Source organism: Actinoplanes sp. OR16 (genome assembly GCF_004001265.1).
Lineage (GTDB): Bacteria > Actinomycetota > Actinomycetes > Mycobacteriales > Micromonosporaceae > Actinoplanes.
In genome coordinates, this window is record NZ_AP019371.1 from 4,781,566 (window position 1) to 4,807,053 (window position 25,488).

At 69.7% G+C, this 25,488-nt stretch carries 14 protein-coding genes; 8 read left to right on the plus strand and 6 right to left on the minus strand.

From position 1 onward, the window contains the following. Nucleotides 1–90: 90 nt before the first annotated feature. Nucleotides 91–1,140 carry a hypothetical protein gene (locus EP757_RS22005; RefSeq protein ID WP_127548874.1) on the minus strand — a complete coding sequence of 350 codons (1,050 nt, stop codon included), beginning with the start codon at nt 1,138–1,140 and terminating at the stop codon, nt 91–93. Between the two features lie 156 nt (nt 1,141–1,296). Next, nucleotides 1,297–2,859, minus strand: coding sequence for a polysaccharide lyase family 1 protein (locus tag EP757_RS22010; RefSeq protein WP_127548876.1), 1,563 nt, complete (start codon nt 2,857–2,859; stop codon nt 1,297–1,299). A 218-nt stretch (nt 2,860–3,077) separates the two neighbouring features. On the opposite strand from EP757_RS22010, the gene EP757_RS22015 reads away from it, so the two are divergent. Next, entirely contained in the window at nt 3,078–4,451 is a 1,374-nt protein-coding gene (locus tag EP757_RS22015; RefSeq protein WP_127548878.1) for an RICIN domain-containing protein, read from the plus strand. A gap of 1,315 nt (nt 4,452–5,766) precedes the next feature. On the opposite strand, the gene EP757_RS22025 is transcribed toward EP757_RS22015, so the two are convergent. Beyond that, on the minus strand, nt 5,767–7,236 hold the full coding sequence (locus tag EP757_RS22025; protein WP_127548882.1) for a beta-L-arabinofuranosidase domain-containing protein: 1,470 nt from the start codon (nt 7,234–7,236) through the stop codon (nt 5,767–5,769). A gap of 271 nt (nt 7,237–7,507) precedes the next feature. On the opposite strand from EP757_RS22025, the gene EP757_RS22030 reads away from it, so the two are divergent. From EP757_RS22030 to EP757_RS22045, 4 genes are all read left to right on the plus strand, one after another. After that, a complete protein-coding gene (locus tag EP757_RS22030) occupies nt 7,508–12,958 on the plus strand; it encodes a carboxyl transferase domain-containing protein (protein WP_127548884.1) in 5,451 nt (1,816 codons plus the stop codon). A 140-nt stretch (nt 12,959–13,098) separates the two neighbouring features. Further along, complete coding sequence (locus EP757_RS22035; protein ID WP_127548886.1) at nt 13,099–14,523, plus strand: restriction endonuclease; 1,425 nt, start codon at nt 13,099–13,101, stop codon at nt 14,521–14,523. Nucleotides 14,524–14,611: 88 nt separating this feature from the next. Further along, on the plus strand, nt 14,612–15,961 hold the full coding sequence (locus EP757_RS22040) for a hemolysin family protein (protein WP_127548888.1): 1,350 nt from the start codon (nt 14,612–14,614) through the stop codon (nt 15,959–15,961). Further along, nucleotides 15,958–17,031 (plus strand): hemolysin family protein, encoded by a 1,074-nt coding sequence (locus tag EP757_RS22045; RefSeq protein WP_127548890.1) that lies wholly within the window; start codon nt 15,958–15,960, stop codon nt 17,029–17,031. Before EP757_RS22040 ends, EP757_RS22045 begins: the two co-directional genes overlap by 4 nt. On the opposite strand, the gene EP757_RS22050 is transcribed toward EP757_RS22045, so the two are convergent. Then, complete coding sequence (locus EP757_RS22050) at nt 17,024–18,259, minus strand: glycosyltransferase family 39 protein (protein ID WP_127548892.1); 1,236 nt, start codon at nt 18,257–18,259, stop codon at nt 17,024–17,026. The two genes, EP757_RS22045 and EP757_RS22050, sit on opposite strands and share 8 nt — an antisense overlap. Nucleotides 18,260–18,414: 155 nt before the next feature. On the opposite strand from EP757_RS22050, the gene EP757_RS22055 reads away from it, so the two are divergent. Continuing rightward, nucleotides 18,415–21,612: a S8 family serine peptidase gene (locus EP757_RS22055; RefSeq protein ID WP_232049933.1), complete on the plus strand. Its 3,198-nt coding sequence runs from the start codon at nt 18,415–18,417 to the stop codon at nt 21,610–21,612. A gap of 44 nt (nt 21,613–21,656) precedes the next feature. On the opposite strand, the gene EP757_RS22060 is transcribed toward EP757_RS22055, so the two are convergent. Then, entirely contained in the window at nt 21,657–22,151 is a 495-nt protein-coding gene (locus EP757_RS22060; protein ID WP_127548894.1) for a hypothetical protein, read from the minus strand. 299 nt (nt 22,152–22,450) lie between these two features. On the opposite strand from EP757_RS22060, the gene EP757_RS22065 reads away from it, so the two are divergent. Continuing rightward, on the plus strand, nt 22,451–23,539 hold the full coding sequence (locus EP757_RS22065; protein ID WP_232049934.1) for an exo-beta-N-acetylmuramidase NamZ domain-containing protein: 1,089 nt from the start codon (nt 22,451–22,453) through the stop codon (nt 23,537–23,539). Here the strand turns inward: EP757_RS22065 and thyX are convergent. Next, on the minus strand, nt 23,536–24,228 hold the full coding sequence (gene thyX, locus EP757_RS22070; protein ID WP_197725340.1) for an FAD-dependent thymidylate synthase: 693 nt from the start codon (nt 24,226–24,228) through the stop codon (nt 23,536–23,538). The genes EP757_RS22065 and thyX overlap by 4 nt on opposite strands. Nucleotides 24,229–24,352: 124 nt before the next feature. Here thyX and EP757_RS22075 point away from each other — a divergent pair, with 124 nt between their 5' ends. Further along, nucleotides 24,353–25,000 (plus strand): GPP34 family phosphoprotein, encoded by a 648-nt coding sequence (locus tag EP757_RS22075; RefSeq protein WP_127548900.1) that lies wholly within the window; start codon nt 24,353–24,355, stop codon nt 24,998–25,000. Nucleotides 25,001–25,488: the final 488 nt, after the last annotated feature.

Below are 25,488 nucleotides of genomic sequence, written 5' to 3' on the forward strand. Positions count from 1 at the left end.
CCCCCTTCCGGGATCTTGGACGACTGCCGTGATCCGCCCTGCCCACTCCGGGATTTTGGACGATTCCGGGCGAGGGACAGAGGCGGACGGTCAGGATCGTAGGGCTGCTGCTCGGCGGGCTATGGCCTGGTCGAGGCGGCGGGCGGTGCCGGGCATCGGGGCTGCGGTCCGGAGGCGGCGGAGTTCGGTCAGGGCGGTGCGGGTGCCGATGGACTCCAGGGCCAGGATCGCCGCGTTCGTCACGATCGGGCTGCGAGGGCCGTGGCCGGGGATGCGCCCGGATGCGTACTGGGCGAGTCTCCCCACGGCCTCGGCATCACCCGGTTCGGGCCGGGTGGCGGCGATCAGGTGGAGCAGTCCGCGCAGCGCTTCGGCGTTGTGGGTGTCGGGCACGTCGTTGACGTCGTACAGGAAATCGCCGCGCAGCGGGAACGTGCGATCCTGGGGCACCAGAGCGAACCAGTGATGGAGGAGCGCCCTGCTCTCGGCCCGACCGAACGCGGAGGTGAGCTCCACCGCCTTCGTGGACCATCGGGTAGCGGGCGCCGCACCTCGGGATCGCAGCGCGTGAGCGATCAGGGCACGGATCCGCTCGTCCGACGCGGCGGCGGTGTTCGCGGTCTCGGCCCAGGGCTCGCCTACGTTGAGCAGGTCGGCCGGGTCGGTCAGGAAAGGACGGATGTCGGCGGCGAGGGGCGGCATCCACCGAGCCGACCTGCGCATGACGGCCAGCAGTTCGGGCGGTACGCGGCCGGTGTCGCGGAGTGCCACTTCGGCCAGCACTGCCAGTTCGGCGGGTACTCCCGTGGTCCGCCTCGTGGCAGCGTTGATGAGCACCGAGCCGGCCGGCCGGGAGAGTTCGGCCGCACTGAAGTGCCGGCCGAGCCAGTGAAGCAACGACTCGATCGGTGTCGCTGCGGCGGCTGCCGCCACTTCGAGGATCAGGTCGTGACGGCGGGTGGGCGGCAGGGTTTCCACTGCCATGCGGACTTGGGCACCGTCGAAGCGCCAGACGTCGTCGTTCGCCGTTGCCAGGCTGACCAGTTCGGATGCCAGGCCGGGGTCGTCGCGGGACACCAGGTCGCGCACGCGGGCGAGGCGGTCCGGGTAGTGGTCGCGGCCGTCCGGGCGGTTGATCATGACGGACAGGATAGGCGCGTGCATACGGCGGACCGCGGGTTGGTGACGTGCGGGGCCCGCAGGGCGGTGCGTGGACCCGCGGGTTGGTGACGTGCGGGGGCCCGCCGGCTGCGGTTGGACTGGCCGCAGGCCGGCGGGCCGGTGGGTGGACTGGCGTCAGTTGGCGTAAGTCTCGAACTCGCCGACTCTCGGCGTACCGGAAGCGCTGTTGATCCTGTATGTGATCTTGGTGAGCGAAGTGGCCGGGAAGGAGATGACACCGGAGCCGCTGCCGCTGGTCAGGACCGCGCCGGTGGTGCCGTTGAGGACCTGGTAGGAGCTGACCGTGCCGCTGCCGCTGGCGAGGCGGACGTTGATGCGGGAGACCGTCGTGGCCGAACCCCATTTGATCGAGATGTCGCCGGTGGTGCTGCTCGGGGACCAGTACGTCGCGATGTTGCCGTCGCGGACGTTGCCGTAGCTGGTGCCGCTGGCCTTGCTGGAACCGTCGGCGCCGGCGCCGGAGGCGAGGCTCAGGTTGGTGCCGGACGGGGGCGGGGTCGTCGTGGTCGTGCTGGGGCTCGGGCTGGTCGGGTTGCTCGGCGTCGGGCTGCTGCTCGACGGCGGCGTCGACGGCTGCGAGGTCGTGGAGCAGGTGCCGGTCGACGTCTTGATGCCCTTGTTCGCGCCGGCCGTCAGCGCCACGATCGACGGGACGCAGGAGGCGTTGTCGAGGGTGAACGAGTACGGCACGCTCACGCTGGTGTTCGAGGTGACGTTCGGCCCGGCCGGGTTGTTGTCCTCACCCGGCGCCGACCAGGTCACGTTGTCGAAGATGTTGCCGCTGACCTGCCAGTATCCGGCCTGGTCGGTGTAGAACGTGCCGAGCACGTCCTTCGAGTCCTCGAAGTAGTTGCTGTCCACCCTGGCCTTCGCGCCGGCCCGCGAGTTGATCCCGGACTCGTTCAGCGAGAAGTAGTGGTTGTTGTAGATGTGCGCGACGCCGCCTCGCAGCAGCGGGGTGCGGGAGTCGATGTTCTCGTACTTGTTGTGGTGGAACGTGATGTTGCCGCTCCCGGTGTCGGTCTCGCTGGAGCCGATCAGGCCGCCACGGCCGGAGTTGCGCAGGATGCTGTACGACAGCGTCACGTACTCCACGTCGTTCTTCATGTCGAACAGGCCGTCGAAGCCCTCCGACTCGCCACCCGACGCCTCGAGCGTCACGTGGTCGACCCAGACGTTGCGGACCGTGCTCTCCATGCCGATGGCGTCGCCGCCGTTGGAGGTCGGCGATCCGGACTTCTTGACGTTCTTCACCGTCACGTTCTGGATGATGATGTTGCTGGAATCCCGGATGTGGATGCCGATCTGGTCGAACGTGGCGCCGCCGCCCACGCCGATGAGCGTGACGTTGCTGATCTCCTTGAGCTCGATCACGCCCGCCGCCGTGTTGCAGCTGTCGCCGGAGACCTTCGCGGTGTTGCCGACGGTGATCGTGCCCTCGACCTCGATGGTGATCGGGGTGCTGGCGCTGGCCCGGTTGCAGAGTGCGGTGTGGATCGCGGTGCCGGTGCTGGCCCGCACGGTCGTGCCACTGCCGCCGCCGGTGGTGCCGCCGTTCGCCGCCGCGAACCCGGTGGCGCTGCCGACGGCTGCCGCGTTCGCCTGGGCCAGGGGGAGGGCCAGAGCGGCGGCGGCCACCAGGCCGGCCCCGGTACTGATCGCAAGTGCTCGTCTCATCGTCGCCTCTTCTGATAGACGAAGGTCGATGCTCGGGGACGCACCGACCTTCTCAGGGGATTGGGGACTAGGTGCAGGAAAGCGCTTTCCTCGCCACGATAGAGACGCCTCCCATTAACTGGCAAGAAACATCCGGGCCAAATTAGTTGCAGGTTTGTTGTTGTCGATGGGAGCGCTCCCGCAACTACCGGGGTATCCCCTTCGGTTAGGAGTCCCCCGTGAGAAAGCTCGCGCTTCTACTGATCGTCCCCCTCGCCCTGCTCGGCTGGTCGATCCTGCCCTCCGACGCCGCGACCCTGCCGGCGGCCGGTGCGACGTACACGCTCAAGGTCACCAAGAGCGGCAAGTGCATCGACGTCCCCGGCGCCTCGAAGGACAACGGCGCCCTCCTCCAGCAGTGGGGCTGCACGGACGGCGCGAACTGGCAGCAGTTCAAACTCGTCGCGGCCGGATCGAACTACCTGCTGCAGAACGTGTCCAGCAGCAAGTGCATCGACGTACCGGCCGGCTCGACGACCTCCGGCGTGCAACTCCAGCAGTGGGGTTGCGCCGCCACGCAGACCAACCAGCAGTTCCGTCTCGCCGCCAGCGGCACCAACACCTTCCAGATCATCAACGTCAACAGTGGCCTCTGCGTCAGCGACAAGGGTGCTTCGACCGCCTCCGGCGCGGCGATCATTCAGGAGATCTGTACGGCGAACTCGAACAAGCAATGGGCGTTCACCCAGGTAGGCGCCGCCCCCTCATCGGCGGTGGTCGGCTGGGGCGCGGGCACCACTGGCGGCGCGGGTGGCGCCACCACCACGGTGACGACGGCGTCCGCCCTGGACTCCGCCCTGCAGGCCTCCGACGCCCGCATCATCAAGATCTCCGGCACGATCGCGCTCACCGGCATGCACCGCGTCGCCTCGAACAAGACCATCCAGGGCGTGGGCGCGGGTTCCGGCCTCAACGGCGGCGGCCTCACCCTCTCCGGAGTCAGCAACGTCATCATCCAGAACCTCAACTTCACCGGCTCCAGCGACGACGCCATCAACGTCCAGGACGGCTCGCACCACATCTGGATCGACCACAACACCTTCTCCTCGGCAGCCGACGGCCTGGTCGACATCCGGCTCGCGTCCGACCTGGTGACGGTCTCCTGGAACATCACCCGCAGCCACGACAAGACGATGCTGCTGGGCTCCGACGACTCCAACACCGGCGACCGGGGCAAGCTGCGTGTCTCCTACCACCACAACTGGTACGACGGCACCAACCAGCGCCACCCCCGAGTCCGCTTCGGCAACCCGGTCCACGTTTACAACAACTACTACGACGGCGTCACCAGCTATGGCGTGGCGTCGACGACCGAAGCCGGCGTCCTGGTCGAGGGCAACTACTTCGAGAACGTCAGCCGCCCGACCACTCTGGCCCAGGGCACCTCACCGAACGGAAGTCTGGTCCAGCGCAACAACCACTTCGTCAACTCGGGCACGCCCCTGACCAACGGCACGGTCAAGGCGATCACCTACGCCTACACCCTGGACACCGCCTCCAGCGTGAAGTCGATCGTCACGGCGGGTGCCGGCACGGGAAAGATCGGCCTCTGAGGCCGTGAAATAGAACAGTGCGCCGGGGTCTTGTTGAGCTCCGCCTGAACAAAAGCACGGAGCTCAACAAGGCCAAGTGTGGAGCATCCGATTTTCGAGGATGTTCTTCGCCGCCATTCTTGGATGATTCGGGGATGGCATTCTCTGGTTCGGCCTCAAATTCGGCAGTTGGATGTGTGGACGCAGGCTCAATCGGCGACTGCGACTGCGACTGCGACTGCGACTGCGACTGCGGCGCCGACGGCGACGGCGGAGGTGGCGGGTCGGGCGGAGGTGGCGGTGATAGCGGGTGCAGCTCAGGCGGCGGAGGTGGCGGTGATAGCGGGTGCAGCTCAGGCGGCGGAGGTGGCGGTGATAGCGGGTGCAGCTCAGGCGGCGGAGGTGGCGGTGGCAGCGGATGCAGCTCACGCGGCGGCTGAGGGGGTTGCGGAAGTCCAGTTGGCTGCGGAAGCCCACGTGAGGGCGGATCAGCGCAGGTGGCCGCGGCCTTCTCGGCTATCTGCCGCAACCGCAGCGCATGTCTCTGGCGCAGCCCCCAAGCCCGATGCCTCTCATGCTCGCGACGGAAAAGATCACGCTCCGGACAATGCTTCCGAGAGGTGCTCCAATCGCGCATCCCAGCAATATCTGATCGACTGAACAATTGCATCTGCCCCATGCCTAAATTATCCCGCGCGGGCCGAGTGATGCCCACCGTCGAATTTCAGAACAAGAAATAGAATCTCGAAGAAGAGGTAAACAAGACGGCGACCTCGGCGCGTCTCATCAAGTACAGGATCGCAACCCACGACCGACCGCGACCGCAGTCATCCAGTGGCAAGCCGACCCGCACCGCAGGCGCGTCAGCGCCGAGGAGTGGAAGCGGCGCGGCAGCAAGGGATGGGCGGCGGCAGGGCAAGGAGGGCGAGCGCCGGCAGGAGATGAACGGCGGCGAAGGAGCACCAAGAGCGAGGAGCGGCAAGAGCGAGCGGCGGCAAGAGCAGCAGGTGGTGAAGGGCCGGGGCGGCGGCAGGGCTGGGCCGGGCGGGCGAGGCGGCAAGAATGGCGGGCAATGGCGGGCGGCGGTGAGGCGGCGGTGATGGCGGGCGGCGGCAAGGCAACGGCAATGACGGGCGGCGGCGAGGCAACGGCAATGGCGGGCGGCGGCGAGGCAACGGCAATGGCGGGCGGCGGTGATGGCGGGCGGCGCGAGGCGGCGGCAAGGGCGGGCGGGGGGCAAGGCAATGGCAGGCGGCGGCAAAGCAGCGGCAATGGCAATGGCAAGGGCAAAGGCGGACGGCGGCGGCCCCGCCGAAGTAGCGGAGGAAGGAGCAGGTCAGTGGTCTAAGGGGTGCGCTAGCGGGATCCACACCCGCATCGGGCCGGGGGTTCGGTTGGCCCACAGGTAGTACGGGATTGCTGTCGCCACTCCTGCGGCCACCGGGGCCGCGGGCGTGGCAGGCAACGTGCGGTAGAGGGAGGAGGACTGGGGACGGAGGTGGACAGGGGCCTGCAAGGTGACCGGTGAGATGCCGGCGGTGTGGTAGGCGACGGCCAACGGTGCGGAGGGGTCCAGTTCCAGGTCGTCCACATGGGCGCCGGCCAGCCTGCCCGTCGTCGGGAGGTCGGCCTGTTCGAGGCAGTAGACCAGTGGGCCTCGGACCAGGGCGGCCGCGCCTCGGGTGGCGTCGACCCGGGGGTGGGCGGTGATCCGGCGGGCCGGCATCGCCAGGGTCAGGGTCAGGGTGTCGCCGGGGTGCCAGGAGCGGTGCAGGCGCAGGTATCCCTTCTCGACCAGGCGCCGGGCCGGGACCGGGGTGCCGTTCACGGTCAGGCGCAGGTCGGTGCACCAGGCCGGGGTTCGGAGGGCGAGTGTCCACGGCTGGTCCGAGGTGGATACGACGGTGATGGTGACCTGCTCATCCCACGGGTAGCGGGTGGAGATCTCGATGGTGCGGGAGGCGGATGACACGGTGCTTCCGGCGTACAGGTGAAGCTGCATTCCCGAAGGCGAGGAGGTGGCGACGTAGGCGTGCAGTGAGCTCATGAAGGCCGCGAGATCCGGCGGGCAGGTGGCCGTGCGGGTGAGTGGCGCGCGGGCCTGAAGCGGGCTCGCGGAGAAGAAGAGCGGGGAAGAGAGCGAGGACGAGAGCGGGGGAGAGAGCGGGGGAGAGAGCGAGGACGAGAGCGGGGGAGAGGGAGGGGAAGGGCGCGGGGAAGAGGGCGGGGCGGAGGGAGCGCCGCCGGCTGCCGCGATGGCGTTGTGCAGCACGCGTTCCATCTCGTCGGCCCAGCGGACGTCGCCGGTGGCCAGGAGCAGGCGCCAGGCCAGCCGGAAACTGGCGATCGCGGTGCTGACGAGGGCGTCCGCGCCGGTCGGTGGCAGGTCGTAGGGGTCGGCGTAGGCCTCGTCGCGCGCAGCGTGCCCGCCGGTGAGGTGGGTGCGGGTGGTCAGCGCGTCGTCGAAGAGCCGGATGGCGGCGTCCAGCAGTTCGCGGTCATGGGTTTCGACGGCCGCGTCCACCGCCTCGGACAGCAGGCCCAGCTGGTGTCCGACATGTCCGGTGACCGATGTCGCTTCCCGCAGTGGATTGACAAGATCAAGAGCTTTGTCCAGGTACGGCCGGAGCCCCGTGATCCGGAACATCTCGGCAAGAGCGGTCTCACCCGGCGACTCGGGCATCGCCGGGTGACGGGCCTGCCATCCGCCGAGAAGTCCGGCCGCGTCGAGGCGTACCGCGTCGAGGGGGAGCGGGCGGAGGGCGGACAGGGCCTGTGCCGTGGGGACGACGGGTCCACTGCTCATGCTGCCCCCAGAAACTTACCGAAAACGATTTCGCAAACGCTATGACCACCTTCTTCCCTTGTCAATGGGGTGTTCGAGCGGCTGTCGATGAAACGGCGCAAGACGCATAGAGTCATGGAGTGCGGACAGTCGTTGAATCAGAAGACCGGGCCTCTTTCAAGGAATGTCCTACTAACGAGTAGGCAAGAAATGCGAGTGCCTCCCGGCGGGCACTGTTTACTACAGTCCGGACCGGTCGCTGCTGGTCCGAGGTAGAGAAGGGGTTCGTTCGGTGTTCCGTCGTATCGTGATCGTCAACCGGGGTGAGGCCGCCATGCGTCTCATCCACGCGGCCAGGGACCTGGCCGCGGAGACCGGGACCCCGATCGAGACCGTCGCGCTGTACACCGACGTCGACCGGCACGCCACGTTCGTGCGTGAGGCCGACGTCGCCTATGACCTGGGCCCGGCCGCGGCCCGGCCGTACCTCGACCTGAAGGTCCTGGAGCGGGCTCTCGTCGAGACCGGCGCCGACGCGGCGTGGGTCGGCTGGGGCTTCGTCGCCGAGGACCCGGCGTTCGCGGAGCTCTGCGAGAAGGTCGGCGTCACGTTCGTCGGCCCGAGCCCGGAGGCGATGCGCAAGCTCGGCGACAAGATCGGCTCGAAGCTGATCGCCGAGGAGGTCGGCGTACCGGTCGCGCCCTGGAGCCGCGGCGAGGTCGCGACGCTGGAGGCTGCCAAGGAGGCCGCCGAGCAGATCGGCTATCCGTTGATGCTCAAGGCGACCGCCGGTGGTGGTGGCCGTGGCATCCGCGTGGTGCGCAGCGCCGACGAGCTCGAGGACGTCTACGAGCGGACCAGCCAGGAGGCGGCCCGCGCGTTCGGCAGTGGCATCGTCTTCCTGGAGCGCCTGGTCACCGGCGCCCGGCACGTCGAGGTCCAGGTCATCGCGGACGGCCAGGGCACCGCGTGGGCGCTCGGCGTCCGCGACTGCTCGGTGCAGCGGCGCAACCAGAAGGTCATCGAGGAGTCGGCGTCGCCGGTGCTCAAGCCGGAGCGCGCGGCCGAGCTGAAGGCCTCCGCCGAGCGGCTCGCCGTCGCGGTGGGTTACCGCGGGGCCGCGACCGTCGAGTTCCTCTACCACCCGGGCGACGACCTGCTCGCCTTCCTGGAAGTGAACACCCGTCTGCAGGTGGAACACCCGATCACCGAGGCGACCACCGGGTTCGACCTGGTCAAGGCTCAGCTCTGGGTGGCGTCCGGCAACCGGCTGGAGGGTGAGCCGCCGGTCGAGCGGGGTCACGCCATCGAGGCCCGGCTCAACGCCGAGGACCCGGACCGCGACTTCGCCCCGGCGCCGGGACGGATCGCGCGCCTCGACCTGCCGGCCGGTCCGGGCATCCGGGTCGACACGGGCGTCAGCGAGGGCGACACCATCGCCGCGGACTTCGACTCGATGATCGCCAAGATCATCGCGTACGGGAAGGACCGTGACGAGGCGCTCGGCCGGCTCCGCCGCGCGATGACCGAGACCATGGTCGTGATCGAGGGCGGCGCGACGAACAAGAGCTTCGTGCTGGACCTGCTCCACCAGCCCGAGGTGATCGACGCGAGCGCCGACACCGGCTGGATCGACCGGGTCCGCGGCGAGGGCCGTCTCGTCTCGAACCGGCACTCGTCGGTCGCGCTCACCGCCGCCGCCATCGAGGTCTACCAGGAGGAGGAGCACGCCGAGCAGCAGCGTCTGCTCTCCACCGCGTTCGGCGGGCGGCCGCAGGTGCAGCACGAGAGCGGGCGGCCGCTCGACCTGAAGCTGCGCGGGATGACGTACCGAGTGCGGGTGGCCCGCGTCGGCCCGCAGCGCTTCCGGGTCGGCATCGAGGCCGGCGCCGAGACCGGCTTCGCCGACGTCGAGCTCGACCGGTTCGACCGGCACACCGGCCAGATCCGGGTCAACGGCGTCCGCTACCGGCTGCTCACCGGCACGCACAAGTCGACGCACGTGGTCGAGGTCGACGGCGTCACCCACCGGATCAGCCGGGACGAGGGGGGCGTGCTGCGCTCCCCGATGCCGGCCCTGGTCGTCGCGACCCCGCTGGAGATCGGCGCCGAGGTCGAGGCGGGCGCGCCCGTTCTGGTGCTCGAGGCCATGAAGATGGAGGCGGTGCTCCGCGCGCCGTTCAAGGCCCGGCTCAAGGAGCTCGTGGTCTCGGTCGGCAGCAAGGTCGACGCGGGCGCGCCGCTGCTGCGCCTGGAGCCGATCGCCGCCGACGAGGCCGAGGCCGTCGAGGTCGTCGAGGCCGTCGAGCTGGACCTGCCGGCCGAGCCCGCCGAGGCGTCGGCCCGCGAGCGTGCCAGCCGTGGCCAGCGCGACCTGCGCAGCCTGCTGCTCGGCTTCGACGCCGACCCGCACGACAATCGCCGGGTGCTCGACGACTACCTGGCCGCGCGGACCGCGGCGGCCGCCGGTGGCGCCCGCCCGCTGGCCGTGGAGATCGAGCTGCTGGAGGCGTTCGCCGACCTCGCCGAGCTGAGCCGCAACCGGGCCGCCGGCGACGAGAGCGGCGGTGACTCGCGGGTGCACAGCCCCCGGGAGTACTTCCACACGTACCTGCAGAGCCTGGACGCCGAGCGGGCCGGCCTGCCGGAGACGTTCAAGGCGAAGCTGAGCAAGGCGTTCGCCCACTACGGCGTCACCAGCCTGGACCGCACCCCGGAGCTGGAGTCGGCGGTCTTCCGGATCTTCCTGGCCCAGCAGCGCGCCGCCACCGACGCGTCGGTGATCGCCACGCTGCTGCGGTCCTGGCTGCAGGAGCCGCCGCCGGACGACGTGCTGCACGAGCCGGCCGGCCTCGCCCTGGAGCGGGTGGTCTCGGCGACCCAGGTCCGCTTCCCGGTCCTCGCCGACCTGGCCCGCGGCGTCGTCTTCGCCTGGTTCGGCCAGCCGCTGCTGCGCCGCAACCGCGCTCTGGTGTACGCCGGGATCCGCAAGCACCTGCGTCACCTCGACGACAACCCGCAGGCGGCCGACCGCGCCGAGCGGATCGCCGAGATGGTCCGCAGCACCGAGCCGCTGATCCGGCTGCTCGGCCAGCGGCTGTCCCGCCCCGACCTGGACAACTCGGCCATGCTCGAGGTCCTGACCCGGCGCTACTACGGCAACAAGGGCCTGACCGGCGTCGCCACCCGGCAGGTCGAGGGCTGCGCCTTCGTCGTCGCCGAGCGCGCCGACCTGCGGGTGGTCTCCACCGCCGTGCGCTACGAGGAGGTCGGCAGCGCCCTGAGCGGCCTGGCCGACCTGGCCCGCGGTGGTGACGTCGTCGCCGACATCTACCTCGGCTGGGAGAACCAGCCGGAGTCCGGCGACGAGATGGCGGCGGCGCTGCACGGCGTCGTCAGCTCGGTGCCGCTGCCCGACCAGGTCCGCCGGGTGACGATCGCGGTGGCCGGCCGGCACGGCGCGGTGGCACACCACCACTTCACGTTCCGCCCGTCCACGGCCGGGATGGTCGAGGAGCGGCTGATCCGGGGACTCCACCCGTACATCGCCACCCGCTTCCAGCTGGAACGGTTCTCCAAGTTCGACCTGACCCGGCTGCCGTCGGTCGACGAGGAGGTCCACCTCTTCCAGGCGGTGGCCCGGGAGAACCAGTCCGACCAGCGTCTCGTCGCCCTCGCCCAGGTCCGTGACCTCACCGAGTTCCGCGACCACGAGGGCCGCCTGGTCGCCCTGCCGACCGCCGAGGACGTCGTGGCGAGCTGCCTCGACTCGATCCGGCGGGTGCAGTCGCGGCGTCCCGCGAAGGCCGCGTTCAAGGGCAACCGGATCGTCATCTACGTCTGGCCGGAGATCGAGCTGACGGTCGCCGAGCTCCAGATGATCGCCCAGCGGGTCGCGCCGACCGCGGCCGGCGCCGGCCTCTCGGAGATCCTCTTCATCGGCCGGCACCGGGAGTCCGGCGGGCTCAACAAGATCGCTCTGCGGATCGCGTTCGGGCCGACCGGCCGTCCGGAGTTCTCCGTCGGCGAGCCGCCGGTCGCGCCGGTCGAGCCGCTCGACGACTACCAGCAGAAGGTGCAGCGGGCGGCGGCGCGCAACACCGTCTATCCGTACGAGCTGACCGCCATGCTCGGTGACTTCGTCGAGCACGACCTCGACGAGAACCACGTGCTCGTCCCGGTCGACCGGCCGAAGGGGCGCAACAAGGCGGCGATCGTGGCCGGTGTGATCACCACGAGGACCGCGCGGCACCCCGAGGGCGTCACCCGGGTGCTGCTGCTCGGCGACCCGACGAAGGCGCTCGGCGCGCTCAGCGAGCCGGAGTGCCGGCGGATCATCGCGGCGATGGACCTCGCCACGGCGATGAACGTGCCGCTGGAGTGGTACGCCCTCTCCGCCGGCGCCCGGATCTCGATGGAGTCCGGCACCGAGAACATGGACTGGGTGGCCGCCGCGCTCAAGCGGATCGTCGAGTTCACCCAGGACGGCCGAGAGATCAACATCGTGGTCGCCGGGATCAACGTGGGCGCCCAGCCGTACTGGAACGCCGAGGCCACCATGCTGATGCACACCAAGGGCATCCTGGTGATGACCCCGGAATCGGCGATGGTGCTCACCGGCAAGCAGTCGCTCGACTTCTCCGGTGGCGTCTCGGCCGAGGACAACTTCGGCATCGGCGGCTACGACCGGGTGATGGGACCGAACGGGCAGGCGCAGTACTGGGCGCCCGACCTGGTCGCGGCGACCGGCGTGCTGATGTCGCACTACGACCACACGTACGTGGTGCCGGGCGAGTCCGGTCCGCGCCGGGTCACCACCACCGACCCGGTCGAGCGGGACATCTCCACGTTCCCGCACACGGTGGCCGGCAGCGACTTCACGACGGTCGGCGAGATCTTCTCGGTTTCGCACAACCCGGACCGCAAGAAGCCGTTCGACATCCGTACGGTGATGCGCGCCCTCGCCGACCAGGACCACCCGGTCCTGGAGCGGTGGGCCGGCATGGCCGACGCGGAGACGGCGGTGGTCCAGGACGTCCACCTCGGTGGCATCCCGGTCTGCCTGCTCGGCATCGAGTCACGATCGGTCACCCGGCGAGGCTTCCCGCCCACCGACGGGCCGGACACGTACACGGCGGGCACGCTCTTCCCGCGCTCGTCGAAGAAGGCGGCCCGGGCGATCAACGCGGCGTCCGGCAACCGGCCGCTCGTGGTCCTCGCCAACCTCTCCGGTTTCGACGGCTCCCCGGAGTCGATGCGCAAACTGCAGCTGGAGTACGGCGCGGAGATCGGGCGGGCGATCGTCAACTTCCGGGGCCCGATCGTCTTCTGCGTGATCTCCCGCTATCACGGTGGCGCCTTCGTGGTGTTCTCGAAGGCACTGAACGAGAACATGACAGTCCTCGCGGTCAACGGCTCGTTCGCCTCGGTGCTCGGCGGCGCCCCGGCCGCGGCAGTGGTCTTCGCCAGTGACGTGAACGCGCGGACCGCCGCCGACCCGCGGGTGCGTGAGCTCGAAGCCCGGGCCACCGAGGTGACCGGCACCGAGCGCAGCGCCCTGCTCGCCGAGCTGGACGGGGTGCGGTCCTCGGTGCGCTCCGAGAAGCTGAACGAGGTGGCCGCCGAGTTCGACCGCGTCCACAGCATCCAGCGCGCGGTCGAGGTCGGCTCGGTCGACGCCGTGATCGAGGCGGCCGAGATGCGCCCGCGCATCATCGAGGCCATCGAGTCCGGCCTGCGGTAGGAGTACCTGGAGAACAGCCGTCACGGTCTCGGCCGTGGCGGCTGTTTTCATGATCAAGTTCTCGCCGAACGGCCGACCCGTTTCAGCGCGTCTGGTGGCTACCCTCCCCCGAGGCCGATTTGTACGCGGGGGAGAACTAAATGCCGTGGTGGCAGACGAACAAGGCGATCGTGGGCGCGCTGGTCCTGAGCCTGGCGCTGGCCTTCGCGCCACCGCTGGCCGCGGCCCTCTGGGTGTTCGCGTTCGTCGCCTGGCGCCGGCGTAAGACCGTGCAGCAGGTCGCCCGGGACGCTGCTGCCGCTGAGGTGGAGGCGGCGTACGCCGACCGGCCACACCCTCTCGCCGACGATCCGCGGTCGGCCTGGGCGTACCGGCGGTTCGTCGGCGGTCTCCAGCCCGGCCCCGTCTCGGCGGATCTGGGTGTCCGGCTGCTCGCCGCACTCCAGCCGGGCGATCACGTGGAGTTGATCGCCGACGCGGAGTTCCGCGGCGGCTGGCACGCCTCGGCCCTGCTGCCCAAGGCGTTGCGCGGGACGACCGAGGCGATCGCCGTGCGCACCCTGCGGGCATGGCTGCTGGTCATCCGGAGGACCGGGGAGATCGTGGTGTTCCCCGGCCCGCTCGCGACCGGCGAGGCGATCCGGACCGCCCTGAACGTCGGCTGGCCGGTGAGCGGCTTCGTCGCCGAGCTCACCTCCGCCAAGGGCCGCAAGGTGACCGTCAAGGTCTTCCTCGACGCCCTCGACGCCACCGGATTCGACGTCATCGAGAACGGCGCCGGGAAACACATCCGCCGGCTGCCGGAGGCGATCGAGGTGCCGCCCGCCCCGGACGCCGCCTCGCTGCGGGCCTATCGGGCGGCCGTGCCGGCCGGTCTGCCGACCGACTGGAAGGCGGCCGAGGAGATCGCCGCGGCGCACATGCGCGCCACCGGCTTCCCGGACGCGCGGCTCACCGGCGCGGGCCGGGACGGCGGGATCGACGTGGCCTCGTCGCTCGCGGTGGCCCAGGTGAAGATGCTGGCCCAGCCGGTCGGTGCGCCGGCCGTGCAGCAGCTTCGCGGCGCCCGGCTGAACATGACCTGCTACCTGTTCTACTCGACCTCGGGATACACGAGCGCCGCGCAGGCGATGGCCGACGAGCTCGGGGTCTGCCTGTTCGGGATCGACCGGACCGGCGCCGTCGAGCCCGTGAACGCCGCCGCCCGCACCCTGCTACGCGCCGTCGTGGAGAGCGTGGGTGAGGCGCCGAGCGGTCCGGACGCCAAGGAGTTCGCCGACGCGGTCTGCGTCCGGATCATCGCCGCCGACAAGGCCACCGACAAGGCCCGGTCCGCGCACCGGCAACGCTTTCCCAGCCAGTTCCAGGTGGTCGCCGGGTATCTGATGCAGGCGATGGAGAACATCCAGAAGGCGCCGGCGACGTTCGACTCGGCGGAGTCCGCGGTGATCTACTACCACCACACCGAACTGCTGGCCGCCGTCTACTTCCGTGAACTGGGCATTCCCTACCCTCAGGGAGCGGGCGACGCGATCCCTGACACCCTGGACGAGTTCTACCGCTGACCAGGCACCTTTCAGGATGCGTTCAGCCGCACCTGGTAATTTTCCCATTTGTGACGGACGGTTGTAGTACTAGGCCGGGGATGACCCGGTGCTGATCTTCATCGGTGTTGTGATCATTGTGCTGCTCACCGCGGCCACCGGCTACTTCGTGGCGCAGGAGTTCGCCTACGTGGCCGTGGACCGGGAGCGGCTGCGGGCCATGGCCGACGAGGGGGATGCCGCCGCCGAGCGGGCCCTCAAGGTCACCCAGCGGCTCTCTTTCGTTCTGTCCGGTTCGCAGGTCGGCATCACGGTGACCGCCCTGCTCGCCGGTTACGTGGCGGAGCCCTATCTGGGTGAGGGGACCGCCGAGCTGCTCGGCGCGACCGGCGTACCGGAAGCGGTCAGCACGACCATCTCCATGGTGTTCGCGCTGATCTTCGCGACGGTCGTGCAGATGGTCCTCGGTGAGCTGGCCCCGAAGAACCTGGCGATCGCCAAACCGGAGACTCTCGCGAAGGCGCTGTCCCGGTCGACGATGATCTACCTGACGGTGGTGGGCCCGCTGATCCGGGTCTTCGACGCCACGGCGAACCGGCTGCTGCGCGCGGTCGGCATCGAGCCGGTCGAGGAGCTGCCGCAGGGCGCCACCAGCGAGGACCTGGATCGGATCATCGCGACGGCCGGGAGTCACGGCTCGCTCGATCCGCGGGCGGCCCGGCTTCTGGATCACGGTCTTGATTTCCGTACGCGGACGGCCGCCGAGGCGATGCGCCCCCGCGTCGACGTGACCACGATCCACGCCTCCGAGCCGGCGTCGCGCGTCGTCGAGCTGCTGGACACCGGGCACTCCCGGTTCCCGGTGATCGGTGACGACGTCGACGACGTGATCGGCGTGGTCGCGATCGCCGACGTGGTGACGCTGGAGCCCGCTGAGCGCGCCACCACGACCGTCCGGGATCTGTGCACGGCCGTCGTGGCGCTACCCGAGTCGGCCCGCCTGCCCGAGGTGCTGGACCGGCTCAAGGCCGCGCACCGGCAGCTGGCGATCGTGGTCGACGAGTACGGCGGCTTCGCCGGCATCATCACCCTGGAGGACGTCGCCGAGGAACTGGTCGGCGAGATCCACGACGAGGACGACCTGCCGGAACCGGTCATCGAGCAGGACGCCGACGGTTCCTGGACGATTCCGGGCCGGGCCCGGGTCGACGAGATCGCCGAGGCGACCGGGGTGCGGCTGCCCGACGGCGAGCTGTACGACACGGTCTCCGGTCTGATCCTGGCGCGGCTCGGCCACCTGCCGTCCGCGCTCGAGGTGGTCGACGTGGAACTGCCGCCGATCGTCAACGAGGACGGCGAACCAGAACCGCAGGGTGTGGCCCGGCTGACCGTGCTGGCGGTACGCCGGCACGTGCCCGACCGCATCGCCCTGAGCGTGAAGCGTGAGGTGTCCGCGTGAGCACCACCTGGGCACTGCTGATCTCTCTGGTCCTGCTGGCGCTGAACGGCTTCTTCGTGGCGGCCGAGTTCGCGCTCGTCGCCGCGAAACGGCACCGCCTGGAGCAGGCCGCCGGCGAGGGTTCCCGGGGCGCCCGGGTGGCGCTGGCGGGCACTCGCAGCCTGTCGATGATGCTGGCCGGTGCGCAGCTCGGCATCACCCTGTGCACGCTGGGCCTGGGCGCACTGGCCAAGCCGACCGTCGCCCACCTGCTCGAGCCGGTCTTCACGACCGTCGGGCTGCCGGCGGGTGTCGCGTACGCCATCGCCTTCATCCTGGCCGTCGCCCTGGTCGGCTTCCTGCACGTGGTGATCGGCGAGATGGCCCCGAAGTCGTGGGCCATCAGCCACCCGGAGACCTCGGCGCAGCTGCTGGCGATCCCGTTCGTCGGGTTCACCACGGTGCTGCGGCCGGTGCTGTCCGCGCTCAACGGGCTCGCCAACGCGTGTCTGCGGCTGGTCAAGGTGACCCCGCAGGACGAGCTGGCGCAGGTGCACAACCCGGAGCAGCTGCGGATGCTGCTGCAGACGTCGAAGGAGCACGGCACCATCGCCGACGCGGAGCACGAGCTGCTCACCGCGATGCTGGCGGTGCAGTCCACCGAGCTGCGTCAGGTGATGGTCCCGATCGGCCGGATCGTCTCGGTCGACGCGTCGGCGGACGCCCGGGCGGTGGAGCTGCGCAGCATCGAATCGGGCCGGTCCCGGCTCGCGGTGACCGACGCGGCCGGCGACATCGTCGGTGTGGTGCACGTGCGGGAGGCGGCGAAGGCGACCAGTCACGGCGAACCGGTGACCGCCGGGTCGATGATGACCGCGCCGCTGCCGCTGGCCGCCGGCACGAGCGTCGTGAACGCGATCGCGACGATGCGTCAGCGGCGCAGTCAGCTGGCGCTGGTGTCCGAGAACGATCAGGTGGTCGGCCTGGTCACCCTGGAGGACCTGCTGGAGCAGGTGATCGGCCAGTTCGACGACGAGACCGACCCGGTGATCGCCGCGGCCGGCCGGGCCGGCCGAACCCCGGTCAAATAGCCTGACCGGAGATGAAGGGCAGCCATCCGGCGTACCAGCCGGAGAGGATCGCCAGCGTCACGAGCAGGATCCCGGCGTTCCGGTTCGAGATCTTGGATAGCGCGACGGCCGGCACCAGCAGCACCGTGAAAGCGGGCAGCAGGTGCCGGCTCATCATCGAGATGTGCGCGTGCGAGCCGGCCGCCAGGACCAGGGTGGCCAGCGCGTAGACCCAGAGCACCCACGGCGCCTTGTTCGAGATCAGCATCGCCAGCAGGATGATGAAGCCGAACAGCACCAGCACGTTGAGCACGCGGATCGGCTTGCCCGCGTCCTCGCTGTTGCCGAGCATCACGTCCCAGACCAGCTTCGTCGTCGATTCGCCGTAGTCCCACCAGGCGCCGAACGTGTTGCTGTGCACCTCGAAATACTCGCCGATGCCACCGACCCGGCTCCCGGCATAGGCGACATAGGAGATCAAACCCAGAGGGGCGAGGACCATTGCGGCGTACGGCCGCCAGCCCCCTTTCCGCTGGATCGCGGCGACGACGGCGGCCAGCCCAACCACGCCGATGATCGCGGCCGCTGTCGGCCTGCTCAGTCCGCTGAGACCGGCCAGGACCCCGGCGAGCAGCCAGCGTTCGGTGAGCAGCGCCCAGAGCGCCCAGGCGGCGAGCGCCGTGAACAGCGACTCGGAGAACGCGCCGTTCTGCGTCATCGCCGTCGGTGCGACCGCCCACGCGGCGACCAGCATGATCCCGACCCGGTGGTCGTGGACGTGCCGGCCGATCAGGTAGAGAGCCCACGCCGCGGCGATCGCCGAGATCGCCGAGACGATCAGGCAGGCGGCGACCGGTGAGATGCCGGGCAGGAACGTCAGCGGGCGGGCGATCCAGGGATAGAGCGGGAAGAACATCAGGCGATTGAGGTACGGCACGCCGTTCTCGTCGACCGCCCCGACCGGCCCGCCGACGCCCTCCCCGGCGATCAGGGTGTACCAGCGGGCGTCCCAGGAGATCAGCGCGTCCATCGACGAGGTGTAGCCGCGCCACTGGTTGATCGTGCCGTCCGGGTAGACCTGCTTGGCCGGGTCCTGGGCGTGGGCGTACCGGGCCAGGATCGCCATGACCTCCAGGCTGAGCAGGCGCAGGAAGACGTAGACACCGATGGCCGGCAGGGCGTCCCGCAGCGCCACCCGCCAGCGTGGGGTGCTGGACACCTCGGCCGGAGCTTCGTTCGTAATGGTCATGAGCCCTTCACTGTCCGTCCCCTGGTCTCGCCGGAGACTAGACGATCGGGCCGCCGCACGTGGGGACGACGTTGCACGCATCTGCAAGTGTCTATCCCGAGCCGGGACGGTCCCGGCACGGGAGGCATCGCATGCATCGAAGACTGCCTGTCTTGATGACCAGTTCGCTCCTGGCCCTGGGGCTGATGTCGGCTCCAGCGGCAGCTAGCGAGAAGATCGGAGAAACCGGACAGAGCTCCGAGCGAAGCAAGCCGGTCACCCTGATCACCGGCGACCGCGTGCTCGGCACCTCCGTCCAGCCCGGCCCCGGCCGGGACAAGATCACCTTCAGTAGCTGGACCGAGGGCGACCACCGGTACGTGCTGCCGTCGGACGCCCGCAACCTGCTCCGCGAGGGCAAGCTCGACAAGCGCCTGTTCGACGTCACCGCGCTCGCCGCGGTGACCAAGGACAACCAGCTTCCGCTGCTCGTCTCCTACCCGAACGCCGGCGCGTCACGCGTCCGCTCCGCGCTTACGGCGGGGGAGGCGCGGGTCACCCGTGACCTGTCGGCACTCGGGACTCTGGCCGTGCGTGCGGATCTGGAGGGCCGGAAGAGCATCTGGTCGTCGCTGACCGCTGGTTCCGCGAACGCCCGCACGCTTGACGCAGGCGTACAGAAGATCTGGCTCGATGGTCTCCGCCAGGTGAATCTGGACCGCAGCGTGGCGCAGATCGGCGCGCCCGCCGCCTATCAGGCCGGGTTCGACGGCACCGGCGTGACCGTCGGCGTGCTGGACACCGGCATCGACGCCACCCACCCGGACCTGGCCGGTCAGATCGCGGCGTCGGAGAACTTCACCACCGAGCCGAGCACCGACGACATCGTCGGCCACGGCACCCACGTCGCCTCGACGATCGCCGGAACGGGCGCCGCGTCGGGCGGCAAGTACAAGGGTGTCGCGCCGGGTGCGAAGCTGGCGATCGGCAAGGTCTGCGAGACGTTCGGCTGTGAGGAGTCGGCGATCCTGGCCGGCATGATCTGGGCGGCCGACCGCGCGCCCGTGGTCAACCTCAGCCTCGGCGGCACCGACACCCCCGAGGTCGACCCGCTCGAACAGGCCGTCGAGGACCTCACCGCGTCGAAGAACACGCTCTTCGTGATCGCGGCCGGCAACGCCGGCGAACGGGGCACCATCGGCTCGCCGTCGTCCGCCGACTCGGCCCTGTCGGTCGGCGCCGTCGACCGCGAGGACCAGGTCGCGGACTTCTCCAGCAAGGGACCGCGGACCGGGGACGGCGCTCTCAAGCCGGACATCACCGCTCCGGGCGTCGACATCGTCGCCGCGAAGGCCGCCAACGGGGACATCGGTGACCCGGCCGCTGACGGCTACGTCGCCCTGTCCGGCACGTCGATGGCGACCCCGCACGTCGCCGGCGCCGCCGCGCTGCTGGTCCAGCAGCACCCGGACTGGTCGGCGAAGCTGCGCAAGAACACCCTGATCGCGTCGGCGAAGCCCACCCCGGACACGAACGCCTTCGACCAGGGCGCCGGCCGGGTCGACGTGTCCCGGCAGATCACCCAGACGGTCACCGTCGACGAGGGCAGCGCCAGCTTCGGCATTCAGGCCTGGCCGCACGACGACGACCAGCCGATCACCCGGACGGTCACCTACCGCAACGCCGGCAGCGCGCCCGTCACGCTCACCCTGACCACCTCCGGCGCGCCGTTCACGGTGGCGGCGAGCACGCTGACGGTTCCGGCCGGTGGCACCGCGGCGACCACGGTCACCGCCACCACCGACGAGAACCTGCCGGAGGGCGAGCTGGGCGGTTACCTCACGGCCGTCGCCGCTTCGGGGGTACGGGTGTCGACGGCGCTCGGCGTCGTCAACGAGGTGGAGAGCTACAACCTCACGGTGAACGTGATCGGCCGTGACGGGCAGCCCAGCGAGGACAGCCTCACCGTGCTGCTCGGCCTCGACGAGTTCGCGGCCATCGACGTCTTCGGGTCGAGCACCATCCGTGTCCCGAAGGCCCGCTACGGCCTCTTCTCCTGGGTCTACCAGGGCGAGGAGAACACGGCGATGCTGACCGAGACCGAGTTGTCGGTGACCGAGGACCGCACCCTGACCATCGACGCCCGCACGGCGAAGCCGATCAAGGTGACCGCGCCGCAGCGGGACGCCGGCACCCTGCTGGCGGCCGTCAACGCGGACTGGATCCTGGACGACCTCGGGTACGGCGCGAGCCTGGTGGGCTTCGACTTCACCACCATCTTCGCGGCACCGCTGTCGAAGGTGTCGAAGCCGTTCTTCATCGGCTCGGTCAACGGCTCGTTCGCGAGGCTCGACGCCGAGGAGAGCGCCTACAACAGCCCGTACACCACCGACCTGGCGTACTTCAACCCCGGCCGGATGTTCAACGGGCTGACCAAGGCGCCGAAGCTGCGCGAGCTGGCGGTCATCAAGGCGTCCTACGGCGTCGAGGCCACCGGCGTCCACGGTGTGAAGGGCAACTCGCCCCGCTTCTCCGAGGAGAGCGGTTACTGGACCAGCCTGGTCCCGTTCGACCTGCCGTTCCGGCGCACCGAGTACGTCAACCCGGACGTCAAGTGGTCCAGCGAGTTCCACCAGGAGCTGCCGCCGAACGAGGAGGGCTGGTCGGACTGGCTCGACGAGGCGATCAGCGCGCCCGCCAAGTTCAAGGCCGGGCGTACGTACCACCAGCAGTGGAACCGCGGCGTCTTCGGCCCGAACGTCACGCAGCCGCCGTTCGACCCGTACTGGGTGACCCGCCAGGGTGACCTGATCATCGCGAACGTGCCGCTGCACGGTGACGGCGCCGGGCACCCCGGCTTCGCCTACCAGGCTTCGTACGAGACGAAGCTCTACCGCAACGGCACTCTCGTCGGCGAGGGCATCGACACCGAGGTGCCGCCGGGACGGGCCGCGTACCGCCTGGAGGCCTCGGCCACCCGGGGCGCGCCGCACACGCTCTCCACCGACGTGCGTGGTGTGTGGACGTTCAAGTCCGGGCACGTGGCCGGCGAGGACTTCCAGAGGTTGCCGCTGCACACGGTCCGGTTCGCGCCACCGCTGTCCGCGGCGAACGCCGCGCCTTCCGGCCGTAGCTTCGGCATCCCGGTCATCGTCGAGCACCAGCCGGACGTCAAGGTCGGCAAGATCAAGTCGCTGAAGGTGGAGGTCTCCTTCAACGACGGCAAGACCTGGCAGAAGGCCCCGCTCAAGGGCTCGGTCGCCACGGTCAAGCACCCGAAGGGCAAGGGCTTCGTCTCCCTGCGCGCCTTCGCAGCCGACTCACACGGCAACACGGTCAGCCAGACCGTGATCAGGGCCTACGCCCTGAGCTGACGACAGGCGGGGGCCGGACTTCCCGGTCCGGCCCTCGCCGTCGTTCACGGGGCGCCCGGTCCCATCACCGGCTGGTCGGCCAGGTCGGTCTCGCAGATCTGGTACGGGCGCCACGCTTTCGGCCACGCGCACCTGGGGTCCTGCGGATCCAGCGTCATCTCGCTCGGCCACCCGTCGAGCCTGTTCCTCTTCGGCTTCTTCTTCGTGGTCTTCGGCAGATCGCCGGTCTTCGTCCACTGGGTGAACCAGTCGTCGTAGATCTGGTCGGGGTACCCCTTCGTCACCGGCCCCGGCTGGGTGGTCGCGGGCGCCGTCGCCGGCTCTGTCAGGGGCCCCGTCGCCGGCTTTGTCGCCGGCTTCGTCTCCGGCGGGCAGTACGAGCCACCCGGATAGGCGCCGCAGAGTTCGATGTTCGCCGGAGTGCAGAACTCGGAACTCGGGTTCTCGGTGCAGTAGTCCGGGCCGGGAGCCGCGGCGGCGGGTGCCGCGGGCATGGACACGGCGGCGGCAGCCACGGCGATGGACAGAATGCGTTTCATCTCCTCACCTTCGCCCTCGCATCCGGGTCGCGGTGCCGTATCCCGAGAAGTCAGTCATTCCCCGGTGGGAACGGTGGTCGGAAACGGCCCTGTGGGGTGGGGACGGGCGGTAGGAGATCGGTATGCGACGCCGGACTCTTCTTGCGGCTGCCGGTGCGGCCGCTGCCTTCCCGCAGCCTGCTTCCGCTCTTTCGGCTCTTCCGGCTTTTTCGGCGCCCATGCGCGCCTCGGTGCGTACCGGGATGGACTGCCTGGTGGCTGAGGATTTCGCATCCGTACGGGGAGAGACCGTCGGCGTCGTGTCGAATCTGACCGCCGTGGACCGTGAATACCGGCATCTCGTCGACCTGATGCACGGGGCCGGCGTGCGGATCGGCGGCATCTTCGGGCCGGAGCACGGATTCCGCGGTTCGCAGCGGGTCGGCGGCTATTCCGGTGTCGACGCTCGTACCGGCCTGACCGTGTACGACGCCTACCGCGTGACCCACGATCGGTGGGTTGCTCTTCTCCGCGAGGCCGGGGTCCGGACCGTGGTCTTCGACATCCAGGATGTGGGAGCGCGGTTCTACACCTACATCTGGACGCTGCACGACTCGATGGCCGCCGCGGCCTCGCTGAAATTGCGCTACGTCGTCCTCGACCGTCCGAATCCGATCGGCGGGCGCGCGCTCGGCCCGATGCTGAAACCCGCGTTCACCTCCGGCGTGGGACTCAAGGAGATCGTCCAGCAGCACGGCATGACGGTCGGCGAACTGGCCCGCTTCTTCAACAGCGAGTTCCTGCCGGCGCCCGTCGACCTGCGGATCGTGGAGTGCCAAGGCTGGCACGGCAGCCTGTTCGCCGCCGGCACCGACGTACCGTGGGTGATGCCCAGCCCCAACATGCCGACGCCGGACACCGCCCTGGTCTACCCGGGGACCTGCCTGTTCGAGGGCGTCGCGTCGATCTCCGAGGGCCGCGGCACGACCCGGCCGTTCGAGCTGATCGGCAGCCCGGACCTCGATCACCGCTGGCGTGACGCGGTGGCCGCGCACGACCTGCCCGGCACCGCGCTGCGGGAGGCCTACTTCGTCCCGGTGGCCGGCAAGTTCGCCGACCGGCTCTGCGGCGGCCTCGAAGTGCGGGTGACCGACCCGGCCGTCTTCGACCCGATCCGCGCCGCCGTGGCGATGCTGATCGAGGCGCGGAAACGGCCGGGCTTCGCCTGGCGGGACGACAACCCCGGCCGTCCGCCCTTCGCCGACCTGCTCTTCGGCTCCGACAGCCCGCGCACGATGATCGACGCGGGCGCTTCCCTGGCCGAGGTCGTCTCCTCCTGGCAGGACGACCTGTCCGCTTTCGATCGCCGTCGCAAGCCGTATCTGCTCTATCCCCGCGGCGGTTCCTAAGGCGCCACCCGGCCGTGCTTCTCGAAAGCGGCGTGGGTCAGGGGCATCAGCGCCGCCCACTGCGCCTCCATCTGCTCGGCCACCATCTCGATCTCGCGTTGCGGGAACGACGGGACCTTCGCATTCTCCTTCTTGGTGCGAAGTGACAGAAAATGCATGAGTGAGCGAGCGTTACACGTGGCGTACATGGAAGAGAAAAGACCGACCGGCAGAACCGCCCGGGCCACCTCGCGCGCGATTCCTGCCGCGAGCATTTCCTGGTACGCCTCATAGCACTTCCGGTAGGCCGTCTCCATGGCCTCGACCGTCTGCTGGTGCTGCGCCTCGGTGCCCTCGCTGAACTCGTATTTGCCCGGACGGCCGTGCTGCACGAGTTTGCGATCCGGCGCCGGGGTGTAGAAGACCGGCTGCAATTCGCGGTACCGGCCGCTCTCCTCGTTGTACGACCAGCCGGCCCGATGCCGGTGGAACTCACGGAAAACGAAAATGGGCGCCTGGATCAGGAAGGTCATCGAGTTGTGCTCGAACGGCGTGCCGTGCCGGTCCCGCATCAGATAGTTGATCAGGCCGGTCGACTTCTCCGGGTCCTTCGACAGTTCCTCGAGCGACGCCTCACCGGCCGTCGACACCCGCGCCGCGAACAGCACGTCGGCGTCACCGGCCGCGCTGCGCACCAGGCTGACCGTCACATCGGAACGAAATACAGGCTGTGTCACATGAGGTGATGCTGCCAGATCGGGCCATTAACCTGGTGGCAACCCTGCGCCTATACGGTCGGGCATTCGCCGCTGTCGACCCGAGGGCTGGAATGCCATGACATCGCCGCAGCAGCTCCCTCCCGCTTCCGACTTCTACCTGGCCGCGCACGACGGCATCGGCGGGCGTGCCCTGCTCTCCGAGCGCGTCCTCGGCGTCGGACTGGGTGCGGGCCTGCTCGGCGAGCTGATGTTCTGGCGCCGCATCCAACTGATCAGCGACACCACCTTCCAGGTCGTCGACCCGCAGCCGACCGGCGACCAGGCGGCCTCTGCCGTGCTGCGCCGCCTCGCCGAGACACCCGGCCCGCACGACCTGCGGCAGTGGATCCCTTACCTCGCCGGCTTCGCCACCGGCCTGGTCGAACACCGCCTCCTCTTCGCCGGCGTCCTGCGCCGCGAGACCAAGCGGCGTCTGCTCAGCACCAACACGTCCCTGGTCTTCGACGACCCGCGCAGCCCCGGCCAGCCGGCCATCCGGATCCGCACGCAGCTCTCCTACAACCAGCCGCTCGACATCGCCGACCTGATGCTGGCCGGCCTGTTCCTCGCCACCGGCCTCGACGCGCTGGTCTTCGACACGTTGAACCCGCGCGACCGCGCTCGCCTGTCCGACCAGTTCCGCCGCACGCTGCCGCAGCCCCTGCGCCACCTGGTGACGTGGACCGAAGCCGCTGTTGGTTCCTCGGCCGTCATGAGTTCCTGACTCTCGGCGCGCTGGCTTCGGCCGTGTGCGCTCACCGCCGTCGCGGGGCAATCGGCGCACACAAAGGGCGGGTGGGTGTGCGTTTGCCGTCACTGTGAGGGCGATGACCGCACGCGGCCGGGTTCTGCCTGCGTTCGCCGCCGTCGATTGGGGCGGTGAGTGCACGCGGCCGGGTTTCGCGTCCGTCTGCCGCCGTCATGGGGGCGGTGAGCGCACGCGGCTGGCTTTTGCGTGCGTTGACCGCCGTCGATTGGGGCCGGTGAACGCACACGGCTGGCTTTCGCGTCCGTCTGCCGCCGTCATGGGGGCGGTGAGCGCACGCGGCTGGCTTTTGCGCGCGTTGACCGCCGTCGATTGGGGCCGGTGAACGCACACGGCCGGGTTTTGCGTGCGTTTGCCGCCGTCATGGGGGCGGCGACCGCACACAAAGATGACGCGTGTGCGGTCGCCGCCCGTGTTTCGAGGTCGTGTGTGCGCTCAGCGCCCGT

Coding starts and splice junctions, on each gene's coding strand:
- EP757_RS22005 (WP_127548874.1), bottom strand. CDS start 1,140: ATGATCAACCGCCCGGACGGCCGCGACCACTACCCGGACCGCCTCGCC.
- EP757_RS22010 (WP_127548876.1), bottom strand. CDS start 2,859: ATGAGACGAGCACTTGCGATCAGTACCGGGGCCGGCCTGGTGGCCGCC.
- EP757_RS22025 (WP_127548882.1), bottom strand. CDS start 7,236: ATGAGCAGTGGACCCGTCGTCCCCACGGCACAGGCCCTGTCCGCCCTC.
- EP757_RS22035 (WP_127548886.1), top strand. CDS start 13,099: ATGCCGTGGTGGCAGACGAACAAGGCGATCGTGGGCGCGCTGGTCCTG.
- EP757_RS22050 (WP_127548892.1), bottom strand. CDS start 18,259: ATGACCATTACGAACGAAGCTCCGGCCGAGGTGTCCAGCACCCCACGC.
- EP757_RS22055 (WP_232049933.1), top strand. CDS start 18,415: ATGACCAGTTCGCTCCTGGCCCTGGGGCTGATGTCGGCTCCAGCGGCA.
- EP757_RS22060 (WP_127548894.1), bottom strand. CDS start 22,151: ATGAAACGCATTCTGTCCATCGCCGTGGCTGCCGCCGCCGTGTCCATG.
- EP757_RS22075 (WP_127548900.1), top strand. CDS start 24,353: ATGACATCGCCGCAGCAGCTCCCTCCCGCTTCCGACTTCTACCTGGCC.